The following is a 13,215-nucleotide window of genomic DNA, read 5'->3' as shown; positions in this document are numbered from 1 at the left end:
TCCGGGTGGCCGACCTGCATGGCCACCCGGAGCCGCGTCACCCCGCCCGCGCGGCCCGGCGCGGGTATTGGCCGGATGTCGGCGTCCGGCTTGGGCGCGTGGATCGGTGGCCGTTAACCTCCCACTCGTTGCTCAAGTCAACCAATGGGGACCGGTATGGACGACACCACCGAACACTTCCACAGCCACGTGGAAGAGATTCTTGACGCCTTGGCAAAGGAACCGGGCCGTGAGGCCCTGGTACACCGGGACCGACGCGTGAGCGCGGGTGAATTGCGCGGCCTCGTCCACGCCATGGCCCGCGCACTGCGCGCCCAGGGGGTGACACGCGGTCAGACGGTCACCCTCCTCTCCGGCAACCTCCCCGAGACGATCGCGGCCCGCTACGCCGCCGGGCTGCTCGGCTGCGCCGTGAACCACCTCTACGCGGGCCTTTCGGCCGACGTGCACGCCGACATCCTCCGGGACGTCGAGACCCGGGCGCTGATAGTCGACCCGGCCCACCGCGAGCGCGCCGCCGACCTGGCCCGCCGATTGCCGCTGGAACGGGTGTTGTTCCTCGGGGGAGGCGGCGGGGCGGGCCCGGACCTGGTGCGGCTCGCCGCCGAGGAGTCCACCGAGGTATTGCCGGGCTCGGCGCAGCCACAGGACATCTGCACCATCCGCCACACCGGTGGGACCACCGGTCATCCCAAGGCCATCTGCACGACCTTCGAGCAGTGGGTGTCCATCGGACCGGACTGGTCCGAGGAGGGGCAGGTCAGGGCTCTGGTGTGCACCACCCTCGCGCATGCGGGGGGCCTCGTGGCGGACACCACGCTGCACCGCGGCGGCACCGTCGTCCTGCTGGAAGAGTTCGAGGCCGGTGCCGTGCTCAGCGCCATCGAGCGCGAGCGCATCTCCCACATGTTCCTGCTGCCGCCGCTGCTCTACCAGTTGATGGACCACCCCGAGGTCGACCGCACCGACACCTCCAGCCTGCGCATGCTCACCTACGGGGGCTGCGCCTCCTCCCCGGCCCGTCTCGCGGCGGCGGTCCGGCGCTTCGGCCCCGTGCTGAACCAGTTCTACGGCCAGAACGAAGCGGGCGGGATCAGCATGCTCTCCCCCCAGGACCACGACCCGCTGCGCCCGGAGCTGCTGCGAACCGCCGGGAAGGTCATGGAAGGCGTCGAGGTCGCCGTCCGTGACGCCGACGGACGGCACCTGCCCGCCGGCGAACACGGCGAGATCTGCGTACGCTCCCCGCACGTGATGCAGGGCTACTGGAAGCAGCCCGAGCTCACCGCGGAGGTGCTGCGGGACGGCTGGCTGCACACCGGTGACATCGGGTTCGTCGACCCGGACGGCTACATCACGATCGTGGACCGGCTGAAGGACATGATCGTGGTGGTGGGAGGCCACGTGTACACGGTGGAACTGGAGGACGTACTGAACTCCCACCCGCAGGTCCTGCAGAGCGCGGTGCTCGGAGTTCCCGATGCCAACCTCATGGAGCGAGTCCACGCGGTCGTCGTCCGCGCGCCGGGCGCCGACGTCGGCGATAAGGAGCTGCGCGCCATGGTTCGGGAGCGGAAGGGTGCCATGTACGAGCCCGCGAGCTTCGCCTTCGTCGACGCGCTGCCCCTGACCGACGCGGGCAAGCCGGACAAGAAGCTGCTCCGCAGCAGGGCGGTCGAGCCGGCCCCGTCTGCCTGACCGTGGTCTCCGGCCCCCTCCACCGCGCGGTCGGTGACGTACCCGCCCGATCGGGCCCTCCTCTAGGGTCGGCGTCATGAACACGCAGAACCCGACACTTGAGTCACTCCTTTCGCAGCTCGCCCGACGAGATGCCGTGTGGCAGGTCGAGAAGGGCCTGAAGGCGCTCGGAGCCGAAGGGACCGGCGGCCTGTTGGAGATACGGCGGAGCGGGCCGGGCGCCATGCGCCGCCATGCGCTGCACGCGCTGGCGTTGATCGGTGCCGGGGACGAGCTGAGCGACCGGGACCGGCGGGCGCTGGAGCGCCTGGTCCGGATCAAGCTGCCGACCGACCGGCCGCTGGACCACCACTGCCCGTACGTGTGGATCGCCGTGCCGGCGGCCACGTACGAGGGTGTCTTCGACGCCCTGGGGCTCCACGACCGCATCCCCGCGACCATGGCCATGGGGATGTCGGCGGTGGAGCACGACACGGCCGTGACGACCGGCCCCGACGGCGAGGAGACGACCGTCTGCCGGGCATTCGTCACGCCCGAGTTCGACGGTTGGCGGATGGTGTTCGGCGGCCCGGTGGCCGGCTGCGCCGAGGAGGAGGTACTGGCCTGGGTCAGCGCGCACTGCGGGCAGGCCCACTTCTACTTCCGCGACGCCTACGACGACCAGCACGGCTGGGCCATCGCCGAGCAGGGCCGGGTCATCCGCTCGTACCAGACCTACCGCGAGCCGGCATGGACGGGCGACCCGCTGCCCTGGGAGACCCCCCAGACGGAAGACGAGTACTGGGAACCCGGCCTGTACGAACCGAACGCCTCCTGCGAGGCGAACGCCAACGCAGTGGCGGAAACGGTGACCGTCGACCCGGAGGAGATCGACGAGAACACCCCCATGAGCGGTCACGGCTGGCTGGCCGTCACCGCTCCCGGCGTCGGGAACGGGCCGTTCCCCGGAGCCCTGGAGATCTGACACCGGCCCGGCACCCGGCCGGGCGGACGCCGCGCCCCGGCGGTCTCCCGCCGGGGCGCCGGGGCTCAGTCGGCCTGGACCGTGACCGTGCGGCCCGGGGCGACGAGCGGGGTCACGTAGCTGTACGTCACCCCGTCGATCACCTTGGTGCGGGCCGGCCGGGCCACCCCGTTGACCTTCAGCGTGGGGTGGGTGCCGGGGAAGCGGGCCTCCCAGGTGTAGGAGGAGCGGCCCGAGGTGTGCGTGAGCGAGGAACGGGTCGCCCCGTCGTGGCGCAGGGAGAAGGCCGAGTCGCCGATCCGCAGGTCGTCGATCTGCAGCCAGTCCATCCCCGAGGGCAGCCGGGACTGGGTGCTCAGGGCGTGCGCGGGCGCGTCGGGGGAGACTCCCAGCAGCCCTTCGACGGTCTGGCCGAGCAGGGTGAAGGAGACCTCGGGATAGTCCCCGTTGGTGCCCTGCTTGGTGTTCACGTGCTGGATGTCCTTGTGGTCGTAGACGTCCTTCATCCACTTCCAGCCGGTGTCGGCCCGGTTGTTCCGGAAGAAGGTGTCCGGCAGGTAGGTGAGGGCCTCGATGTTGTCGGGCCGGCCCGGGCCCGAGGCCTGCTGGTCGATGTAGTCGAGATAGGCCTCCCGGCGCGGACCCGGGTCGAGGATCTGCTTCAGCGGCATGAACCAGCTGTTCTCCTTGCCCCAGCCGGTCAGGGCGCGCCCGTCCGTGGTGTAGCCGCGCACCATGTCCGCGCCCGAGCCGGTCCCGCTCCAGGTCGAGTTGAAGTACGCCTTCAGGTCCCGGGCCTTGGCCCCGTAGCGGTCGGCGAGCGCGCGGTCCCCCTTCGAGCGGGCGAGGGAGGACATCGCCAGATAGGCCTGGTACTGGGAGCCGATCGCGTCGCCGGCCTCGGCGAGCGGCTCGCCGCTCTGCTCGTTGTAGCTGGCGGTGCCCTGGAAGATGCCCTGGCCGGTGCCCTCGGCCACCTTGACCGTACCGTTGTCCTTGAGCCCGTCGTGCAGGGTGACGAACTCGTCGGTTGCGTGCCGGTAGAAGTTCCACAGGACCGGATCGTCGACGTAGGAGCGGTCGCCGCTCCAGCGGTACGCCTCTTCGGACTTCTGCACCAGCTCGAAGGTGGCGGGCACCTCGCGGACGAAGTTCACCGGGCTCCTGTAGTCGATCGACAGGTAGCTCTTCGCGTCGAAGTTGAGGGCCCAGGCCGGGTAGTACTTGTGCTCGGGAGTGGCGGAGGCGGCGAAGGAGCGGAGCATCGTCCGGTTCTCGGCGTTCAGGGCGAGCACCCCGGCGCCGGCCAGTTGGTGGGCCGTGTCGCGCGAGTAGTAGCCGCTGCGGTTGGCGTAACCGGCCCAGTAGGAGGCGGCATAGGCGCCGGTGCCGCTGCCGCCGGTGTGGTTCTCGTCGACGTCGAGCGGGCCCTGGGTGCCCGGCAGGTGTACCCAGCTGTTGGCCTTCCGCTTGGACCAGTCGAACATCTCGACGATCTTGGGGTCGGAGGAGGTGATCTTCGGGTCCGCGGGGGAGGCGGGCGAGAGCATCACGTCGTCGGCGTTGACCCAGCCGTCCCCCGACTCGAAGGCGATCTCCAGCGTGTCGCCGGGGGCGAGGGCGATCCGGCTCAGCGTGTAGCGCCGGTAGTTCGTCGCGYTCGGCAGGGTCAGCGCGGCGGCGACCGTGCCGTTGACGCGGGCGACGTAGCGGCCGTTCGGCCCGCCGGTCGCGATCCAGGCGGATATGTCGTACGTGCCCCGGCCGGCGGCCGTCACGGTCTGGGACACCTTCATCGCGGGTCCGGCGTCCAGGTAGGCGAGGCGGGCCGCGCCGTGCGGGTAGTTCGTGGCGACTCCGGTCCCGGCGGTGAACCGCCAGCCGGCGGCGCCCTGTTCGAAGCCGGGGTTGACGACGGTGAGCGGGGCGGGCGCGGGCGGTACGGACTGCCCCGCGGCCGGGCCCGGCGCCGCCGCCGAGGCCTGGCCCCCGAGGGCGAGCGGGGTGAGCGGGAGGAGCAGGGCGAGGGCGGACAGGAGTGACACACGGGAACGCGTCATCGGGTTCTCCCGGGTTGTGGCGGGGCGGCCGGTCTGCACGGCGCGGGCGGGCGGCACGCTAGCAACCTCCACTGAAGGTCTGCAATGAACTTGTCAGAATCCCCTGCTGGATCGAACTGAAAGATTTCATCGAACTCTTGCAAGCGTGGGGGTGCCTCGTTACAGTCCTGGCCCATCGGCTTCCGCGACGGTGCGAGCAAGGGGTGGGTCAGGTATGGAACTGGGACGTCGGAGAGTGCTGCGGATGGGCGGCGCGGTCGCCGCGGGGGCCGGGCTGACCGGCCTGACGGCCTGCTCCGGAACGGGCGCCACGGGTCAGGAGGGGGCCGCCGGGGACAAGGACAAGGGGAGGATCTCGGTCTGGTCCTGGCAGGGGCCCGCCGCCGAAATGAAGGCCCTCGTCCCCGAGTTCAACAAGAAGTACCCCGGGATCGAGGTGACGGTCGAGGACATCGGCAACCCGGCGATCTGGGACAAGATCACCACCGGGCTCGCCGCCAACGGCCAGGGCCTCGCCGACGTCCTGCACATCGGGGTCGACTACCTGCCGGGCTACGTGGAGAAGTTCCCCGGCGGCCTCGCCGACCTCGGCCCCCTGGGCGCGAACGCCTACCGGGACGCCTTCGCACAGGGCATGTGGCAGACGGTTTGCCCCGATGGCAAGCGCGTCAACGCCCTGCCCTGGGAAGCGAACTCGGCGGGCTTCTACTACCGCGCCGACCTCTTCGAGAAGGCCGGGGTGGACGCGGACGCCCTCCAGACCTGGGAGGAGACCATCGAAGCCGGCAAGGAGATCAAGCAGAAGACCGGCGCCCACCTGCTGGGCATCGACAAGCCCGCCTCACAGGCCGACGCCGCCAACTTCTTCCAGATGCTGCTCCAACTGCAGGGTGCCTTCTACTTCAGCCTCTCCGGCGAGATCACGCTCGACTCCCCGGAAGCCGTGAAGGCCATGACCCTCATCAAGACGATGAACGACGCCGGCCTGGTCAGCGATCTCGCGGGCGGCTGGAACGCCCTGATGAGCTCCCTGAAGCAGGGGACCGCGGCCGTCCTGCCCATGCCCACCTGGTTCGGCGGCATCATCCAGGAACAGGTCCCCGAGGAAGCCGGGAAGTGGAAGGTCAGGCTTCCCCCGGCCGTACGCCGGGGCGGCTCCACCGCGGCCACGGTCAACTCCACCCACCTCGCCGTCGCGGGCGCCAGCGAACACCAGGCCGCAGCCTGGTCCTTCGTCGAGTTCGTCCTCACCCGCCCGGCCTCCCAGGTGCAGATCTACAAGGGCAAGGGCATCGCCCCCGCCCTGATGAAGGCGTACGACGACGCGGTCTTCCACGAGCCGTCCCCCTTCTTCGGCGGTCAGCGGAAGGGCGAGGTCTTCCTGGAGGCCCTCAAGGCCCCCTCGTCCGCCTTCAACTACACCGCCGACTACGCCCGCGCCCTCAAGCTCGTCACCGATGCCCAGTCCAAGGTGCTGCTGGGCGGCGCCGACCCGGCGAAGGTGCTGCGGGATGCCGCCGACCAGCTCGGCCGGCAGACCGGGCGCAAGGTCCACCGATGACCACCACGCTCACCGACGGAGAACCCCGGGCCGTCGCCTCCCGGGGGACGGCCCCGCGGCCCCGGCCCCGCCGGCGCGTGGCACCGTACCTCTTCGTCCTGCCCGCGCTGCTCCTCTTCGCCGTCTTCAAGATCTACCCCATCGGCCGGTCCTTCGTGATCAGCCTGCACAAGACCGTCGGCGGGACCGAGCGGTTCGTCGGCGCCGACAACTACACGCGCCTGATGCGCGATCCGCTGTTCTGGACCGCCCTGAAGAACACCGCGGTGATCCTCGTCGTCCAGGTGCCCGTCATGCTGGCCCTCGCCACCGGGCTCGCCGTGGCCCTGAACTCCACCCTGCTGCGCGGCCGCGCGCTCTTCCGGCTGGGCTTCTTCCTGCCCATGATCACCGGCCTGGTCGCCTACGGGCTCGTCTTCTCCGTCCTGCTGGGCAAGGACTACGGGCTCGTCAACTGGCTGTTGGGGCTCGCGGGTCTGGACCCGGTGCCGTGGCTGACCGACCCGCTGTGGGCGAAGGTCTCCCTCGGCCTCGCGCTCACCTGGCACTACACCGGGTACAACGCGGTGATCCTGCTCGCCCGCCTGCAGTCCGTGCCTGCCGAGCTGTACGACGCGGCGGCCGTGGACGGAGCCGGTGCCTGGACCTCCTTCCGGCACGTCACCCTGCCGGGCCTGCGCCCCGCGCTGCTGCTCACCACGGTGCTCTCCACCATCGGCACCCTGCAGATCTTCGACGAGCCGTACGTGCTCACCGGCGGCGGCCCGGACAACGCCACCCTGACCATCGGCGTGTACCTGTACCAGAACGCCTTCAAGTACTTCGACTTCGGATACGCGTCCGCCATCGCCTACGCCCTGGCCGTCCTCATCGGAATTCTCGGAGTGATCCAGTTCCGCTTCCTGGGGGAGAAGTCATGACGCCCGCCCGCCACCGCGGCAGGAGCATCCTGCTCACCTCCGGACTCGCCATCGCCCTCGCCGCCGTCCTGATCCCCTTCTACTGGCTCGTGGTCGGGGCCACGCACAGCTCGCCGGAGATCTTCGACAGTCCGCCGCCGCTGCTGCCCGGCGGCCACCTGGCGGCCAACCTCCACACCCTCCAGGACACCGCGCAGTTCGGCCGGGTGGTCCTCAACTCCCTGTTCATCGCGGTGATCTACACCCTGTGCGCGGGAGCCGTCTGCACCCTGGCCGGCTACGGCTTCGCCAAGTACCGCTTCCGGGGCCGCGAGGCCCTGTTCGCACTGCTCATGCTCGGACTCGTGGTCCCCGCCCAGGTCACCCTCGTACCGCTCTTCCAGATGATGGCCGGGCTCCGGTGGCTGGGCACCTACCAGGCCGTGATCATGCCCAACCTGGCCCTGCCCTTCGGCATCTTCCTGATGCGCCAGTCGATGGCGGCGCTCCCCGACGAACTCCTCGACTCGGGGCGCATGGACGGCTGCGGCGAACTGCGGCTGTTCCGGAAGGTGGTGCTCCCGCCCATGAAGCCGGCCCTGGCCGCCCTGGCGATCTTCCTCTTCCTCTACCAGTGGAACGACTTCATCTGGCCGCTGATCGTCCTGCGCGACGGCGCCACGTTCACCGTCCCCGTGGCCCTGGCCTCCCTGCAGGGCCTCGACGAAACCGACTACGGCGCGATCCTCGCCGGAACGGCCGCCGCGGCCATCCCCATGGCCCTCGTGTTCCTGGCGCTCCAGCGCCACTTCGTGTCCGGCCTGCTCGCCGGCGCCGTGAAGGAGTGACCGTGCACACCACCACCGCCTCGTCGGACGGCTCCGGGGCCGTGACCACCGCGGGGCTCACACCCGCCCGGGGCGAGCCGCTGCTCGACGGGGTCTCGCTCGCCGTCCTCGCCCACGCTCCGGGCACCGATCCCCGTTGGACCCTCGGCGAACTCTCCGGGGGGCTGCGCGTACTGGAGGTGCGGGCCGACGGCGCCCCCGTCGAGCTCCGCTTCTCCGTGGCCCTCGGTGACGCCGCCGGATACTGGCACCCGCAGGGCGGCTGGCAGCGCACCCTCCTCGCCGACTGGGAGGGCCGTTCCCGGGTCTCGCTGGTCGACGGACACGCCGCCGGATGCCTCTACGACCACACGGGCGCCACCCTGCTCACCTTCGCCGCCGCCGACCCGGTGCCCGAGGCTGCCCTGCGCTTCGGGGTCTCGGAGGAGAACGACACCCACGTCGTCCACCTCCACCTGCCCGCCTCGGCGCGGGCCCACCGGATCCTGCTCGTCCCCCGATCGCCCTCGGTGGCGCGGGCCATGCGGACCCTGCGTGCCTGGTTCGCCGCCGCGACCGCGACCGCGGTGGTGCCCGACGCGGCCCGCACGCCCGTCTACTCCACCTGGTACGCCTTCAACCAGGACGTCGACGCGGCCGCCGTCGAAACCCAGGCCGCACTGGCCTCCGCACTCGGCTGCGGAGCGCTGATCCTCGACGACGGCTGGCAGGAGCTGGGCCACGGACGCGGCTACGCCGGCTGCGGGGACTGGCAGCCCGACCGGGCCAAGTTCCCCGACTTCGCGGGGCACGTCGCCCGGGTCCGCGATCAGGGGCTGAGCTACCTGGCCTGGGTCGCGCCCCTGCTCCTCGGCCCCGAGGCCGCCTGCCACCGCCGCTGGGCGACCTGCGCGCCCGCCCCCGCCACCGTCCCCGGCGCGCACGTGCTCGACCCCCGCCGCCCCGAGGTGCGCGCGCACGTGGTCGGCCTCTGCGCCCGGCTGGTCGGCGCGTACGGGCTCGACGGACTGAAGCTCGACTTCCTCGACCAGGCCATGGTGTACGCGGGCGACGGCGCGGGGGACGTAGGACAGGCCATGGTGACCCTGCTGGCGGAACTGCGCGCGGTCCTGGAATCCGTACGCCCGGGGGTGCTCCTGGAACTGCGCCAGCCCTACACGGGACCCGGCATGGCCCCCTTCGGCAACATGCTGCGCTCCTTCGACTGCCCGGCGGACGCGACCGCGAACCGGGTCCGCACCCTCGACACGGCACTGCTCGCCGTCGGTGGAGCCGTCCACTCCGACATGCTCCTGTGGTCGGCCGACGCGCCCGTGACGACGGTGGCCCGGCAGCTGATCGGGGCCCTGCACTCGGTGCCGCAGATCTCCGTACGGCTGGACCGGGTGCCCGCGGCGCACCGGGAGGCCATCGGCTTCTGGCTGGCGCAGTGGCGGGGCCACCGCGAGCTGCTGCTGGACGGGGACGTGGAACCGGGCCGGCCCGACGAGCTGTACCCCTTGGTGCGGGCGAGCGCCGGGGACCACTGCCTGCTGAGCGTCCACGGCGACCGGGTCGTCCCGCTGGACCTCTCCGCGTACCGCCACTTCTACGTGGTCAACGGCTCGGACCGGGACCGGGTGATGGTCGAGGTGATGGGCGGCGGGGGCCGGGTCCGGGGCGTGGTCCACGGGCCGGACGGCCGTATCATGGACGATCCGCCGACGTACCTGCCGGAGGGAGCACGCTCGCTCTCCGTGCCGCGCGGCGGCATGGCATCGCTCACGATCACGGAAGGACCGCGATGAAGGTCGGGATCACCGAGGTCGCAGCCCGCGCCCAGGTCAGTGAGGCGACCGTCAGCCGGGTGATCAACCGGCGCCAGGGCGTGTCGAAGAAGACCCGGGACGCGGTCGAGCAGGCCATGACGGAGCTCGGCTACGAACGGCAGGTCCAGGGCCAACTGGTCGCGGTGATCACCGAGTTCGTCTCCAACCCGTTCTTCGCCGATGTCGCCGAGCGCATCGAGTCGGCCCTCGCCCCGCACGGACTCAAGACGATCCTGTGCCCCGCCTTCCCGGGCGGAGTGCAGGAGCGGGACTTCATCTCCGCGCTCGTGGACAAGGGAGTCGCGGCCGTGGTCTTCCTGTCCGCGTCCAACACCGTCGACGGCGCCGACACCGAGACGTACGAACTGCTGCGCCAGCGCCGGGTCCCCTACGTAGGGATCAACGGCGAGTTCGCGGACGGGGTGCCCACCCCGGTCTTCTCCACCGACGACGCGCTCGCCGCCGAACTGGCCGTCGACCACCTCCACCGACTGGGCCACCGCCGGATCGGGATGGCCTCGGGCCCGGCCGGCAACCAGCCCGCCGACCGGCGGGTGCGGGGTTTCCTGGAGGCCATGGCCAAGCGGGGCATCGAGGAGCCCGAGCGCTGGGTGATCCGGCAGTCCTACACGGTGGAGGGCGGCCAGGCCGCCGTCGGCCCGCTGCTCGCCCTGGGCGCCACCGCGATCGTCGCGGCCAGCGACTACATGGCCCTCGGGGCGATCCGGGGCGTCCGCCGGCACGGGCGCTCGGTGCCCGGGGACGTATCGGTGGTGGGCTACGACGGCTCGGCCATCACCGAGTTCACGGATCCTCCGCTGACCACGGTGCGCCAGCCTGCCGACCGGCTGGCGCTGGAGGTGGGCCGCAGCGTACTGGCGCTGGTGAGCAACCGGGACGTGCCTACGGGGGAGCTGCTGTTCGACCCCGAACTGGTCATCCGGGCGACCACCGGGCCGGCGCCCGTGGATCCCGTCCCCGGGGCCTGACCGGCGGGGAACCGCTCTGAAAGCAACAGGACCACATCGAGTGTTGTTGATTTCTGTAGAATCATTGGTTCCATGCTGTTGATTTGATTTGAAATCTGTTTAGTCTTGGCGAGTGAAGAAGACTCTCGCGAAACTCGCGGACGGCCGCGAACTGATCTACTTCGACACCGACGACGGCGCCGTGCGCGATGCGTCCGATCCGCGCCCGCTGGACCGGGTGAGCACCCGCCCGCAACTGAGGCGGGACGAGGCGACCGGTGACTGGATCACCATCGCCTCCCACCGGCAGGACCGCACCTACCACCCGCCCGCCGGTGAATGCCCGCTCTGCCCCTCACGGGACGGCCGGCTCAGCGAGATCCCGGCCGACGACTACGAGGTCGCCGTCTTCGAGAACCGCTTCCCCTCCCTCGCGGGCGGGGCCGGACGCTGCGAGGTGGTGTGCTTCACCCCGGAGCACGGGGCCGGATTCGCCGACCTCACGCCGGCCGCCGCCCGCCTGGTCCTGGACGCGTGGACCGACCGCACTGCGGAGCTCTCGGCCCTCCCGGAAGTCGAGCAGGTGTACTGCTTCGAGAACCGGGGGGCCGAGATCGGGGTGACGCTCGCCCACCCGCACGGCCAGATCTACGCCTTCCCGTTCGTCACACCACGCACCGCCAAGATGACGGCCGCCGCGACCGCACACCGCGCCGCCACCGGACGCAACCTCTTCGAGGACCTGCTGGCGGGCGCCCGCGCCGCCACCGACCGGGTGGTGACGGCCGGGGAGCACTGGACCGCCTTCGTGCCCTACGCCGCCCGCTGGCCGTACGAGGTGCACCTCTACCCGCACCGCCGCGTCCCCGACCTGACCCGCCTCACCGAGGCCGAGCGGGCCGAGTTCCCGGAGCTCTACCTGGACCTGCTGCGCCGGTTCGACCGGCTGTTCCCCGTACCGGGGCAGCCGCAGGGGCCGGGTCCCACCCCGTACATCTCGGCCTGGCACCAGGCCCCACGCACCGGCGGGGAGGAACTGGCCCTGCACCTTGAGCTGTTCACCGTGCGGCGGACCTCCGACAAGCTCAAGTTCCTCGCCGGGACGGAATCCGGGACGGAAGCCTTCATCAACGACGTGGCCCCCGAGGAGGCCGCGCGACGACTGCGGGAGGCCCGGGCGTGAACCGGACCGCTCAGTGGGACGACGACAGCCGGGCCGACGGCGTCGCGGACGACTTCGCGCGGCTCTTCGCGGGGCCCCCGGACGGGGTCTGGGCGGCGCCGGGGCGGGTGAACCTCATCGGTGAACACACCGACTACAACGACGGGTTCGCCCTGCCCATCGCCCTCCCGCAGAACACCCTGCTCGCCGCCCGCGCGCGTACGGACGGGCGGCTGCGGCTGCACAGCGCGCAGGGGCAGGGGGGGATCACCGAACTGTCCGTGGCCGAGCTGGCTCCGGGGGCGGTGACGGGCTGGGCCGCGTACCCGGCCGGCGTGGTCTGGGCACTCGCCGAGGCGGGCCACACCGTCGGGGGAGCGGACCTCCACTTCGACAGCACGGTGCCCGCCGGCGCAGGCCTCTCCTCCTCGGCGGCGCTGGAGTGCGTGGTCGCCGTCGCCTACGACGCGCTGTACGGGCTGGGCTTGCCCGGGCCCGAACTGGCCCGGATCGGCCAGCGCGCGGAGAACGCCTTCGCGGGCGTCCCCTGCGGGATCATGGACCAGATGGCCTCGATCTGCTGCACCGCCGAGGCCGCCCTCCACCTCGACGCCCGTACCCCGCAGGAGCACCGGCAGGTGCCCCTCGACCTCCGGGGCCAGGGGCTGGGGCTGCTGGTGATCGACACCCGGGTCTCCCACGACCTCGCCGACGGGGAGTACGCCGCCCTGCGGGCGGGCTGCGAACGCGCGGCCGCGCTGCTCGGGCTGCCCGCCCTGCGCGACGTGGACGCTGGCGAGCTGCCGAAGGCCCTGGAGGTCCTGCCGGCGGAACTCGCGCCCCTGGTGCGCCACGTCGTGACCGAGAACGCCCGGGTCGCGGAGGCCGTCTCCCGGCTGCGGGAGGGCGACGCGGCGGCCCTCGGCCCGATCCTCACCGCGGGCCACGCCTCGCTGCGCGACGACTACCGGGTCTCGTGCCCGGAGACCGACCTCGCCGTCACCGCCGCGCTGGAAGCCGGGGCGCTCGGCGCCCGGATGACGGGCGGGGGCTTCGGGGGCTCCGTCATCGCGCTGGTGGAGGCGGGGCGGGAGGACGCGGTGGGCGGGTCCGTCACGACCGCCTTCGGTGCGGCCGGCCACCGCCCCCCGCGCCTGTTCCCCGTGACCCCGGCGGCCGGCGCCCGCCGCCTCGCGCCCGAGCGCGGGAGGCGGTAGCCCGCCGGGGCAGGGGGCAGGGGGCAGGGG

The 13,215-nt window shown here is 71.7% G+C and carries 10 protein-coding genes; 9 read left to right on the top strand and 1 reads right to left on the bottom strand.

What is annotated here, in order from left to right; all coding sequences use genetic code 11:
• Window positions 1-156 precede the first annotated feature (156 nt).
• Window positions 157-1,698 (top strand): AMP-binding protein, encoded by a 1,542-nt coding sequence (locus tag AB4039_RS12715; protein ID WP_266844550.1) that lies wholly within the window; start codon window positions 157-159, stop codon window positions 1,696-1,698.
• Window positions 1,699-1,774: 76 nt separating this feature from the next.
• Window positions 1,775-2,662, top strand: coding sequence for a hypothetical protein (locus AB4039_RS12710; RefSeq protein ID WP_442270752.1), 888 nt, complete (start codon window positions 1,775-1,777; stop codon window positions 2,660-2,662).
• Between the two features lie 65 nt (window positions 2,663-2,727).
• Here the strand turns inward: AB4039_RS12710 and AB4039_RS12705 are convergent, their stop codons facing one another.
• Complete coding sequence (locus tag AB4039_RS12705) at window positions 2,728-4,722, bottom strand: hypothetical protein (protein ID WP_442270751.1); 1,995 nt, start codon at window positions 4,720-4,722, stop codon at window positions 2,728-2,730.
• A 214-nt stretch (window positions 4,723-4,936) separates the two neighbouring features.
• Here AB4039_RS12705 and AB4039_RS12700 point away from each other — a divergent pair, with 214 nt between their 5' ends.
• From AB4039_RS12700 to galK, 7 genes are all read left to right on the top strand, one after another.
• On the top strand, window positions 4,937-6,283 hold the full coding sequence (locus AB4039_RS12700; protein WP_266844545.1) for an ABC transporter substrate-binding protein: 1,347 nt from the start codon (window positions 4,937-4,939) through the stop codon (window positions 6,281-6,283).
• Window positions 6,280-7,203 carry a carbohydrate ABC transporter permease gene (locus AB4039_RS12695; RefSeq protein ID WP_442270750.1) on the top strand — a complete coding sequence of 308 codons (924 nt, stop codon included), beginning with the start codon at window positions 6,280-6,282 and terminating at the stop codon, window positions 7,201-7,203. The genes AB4039_RS12700 and AB4039_RS12695 overlap by 4 nt, the downstream gene beginning before the upstream one ends.
• Entirely contained in the window at window positions 7,200-8,030 is an 831-nt protein-coding gene (locus AB4039_RS12690; protein ID WP_266844541.1) for a carbohydrate ABC transporter permease, read from the top strand. Before AB4039_RS12695 ends, AB4039_RS12690 begins: the two co-directional genes overlap by 4 nt.
• A gap of 2 nt (window positions 8,031-8,032) precedes the next feature.
• A complete protein-coding gene (locus tag AB4039_RS12685) occupies window positions 8,033-9,817 on the top strand; it encodes a glycoside hydrolase family 36 protein (RefSeq protein ID WP_442270749.1) in 1,785 nt (594 codons plus the stop codon).
• Window positions 9,814-10,827 carry a LacI family DNA-binding transcriptional regulator gene (locus AB4039_RS12680; RefSeq protein ID WP_266844537.1) on the top strand — a complete coding sequence of 338 codons (1,014 nt, stop codon included), beginning with the start codon at window positions 9,814-9,816 and terminating at the stop codon, window positions 10,825-10,827. The genes AB4039_RS12685 and AB4039_RS12680 overlap by 4 nt, the downstream gene beginning before the upstream one ends.
• Window positions 10,828-10,939: 112 nt before the next feature.
• Entirely contained in the window at window positions 10,940-11,989 is a 1,050-nt protein-coding gene (galT, locus tag AB4039_RS12675) for a galactose-1-phosphate uridylyltransferase (RefSeq protein WP_442270748.1), read from the top strand.
• Window positions 11,986-13,185 carry a galactokinase gene (gene galK / locus AB4039_RS12670; RefSeq protein ID WP_266844534.1) on the top strand — a complete coding sequence of 400 codons (1,200 nt, stop codon included), beginning with the start codon at window positions 11,986-11,988 and terminating at the stop codon, window positions 13,183-13,185. The genes galT and galK overlap by 4 nt, the downstream gene beginning before the upstream one ends.
• The last annotated feature ends 30 nt before the right edge of the window (window positions 13,186-13,215 follow it).

Source organism: Streptomyces sp. M-16 (genome assembly GCF_052114405.1).
Lineage (GTDB): Bacteria > Actinomycetota > Actinomycetes > Streptomycetales > Streptomycetaceae > Streptomyces.
The sequence above is the reverse complement of the archived record's forward strand: the minus strand, read 5'-3'. Positions and strand labels throughout refer to the sequence as shown.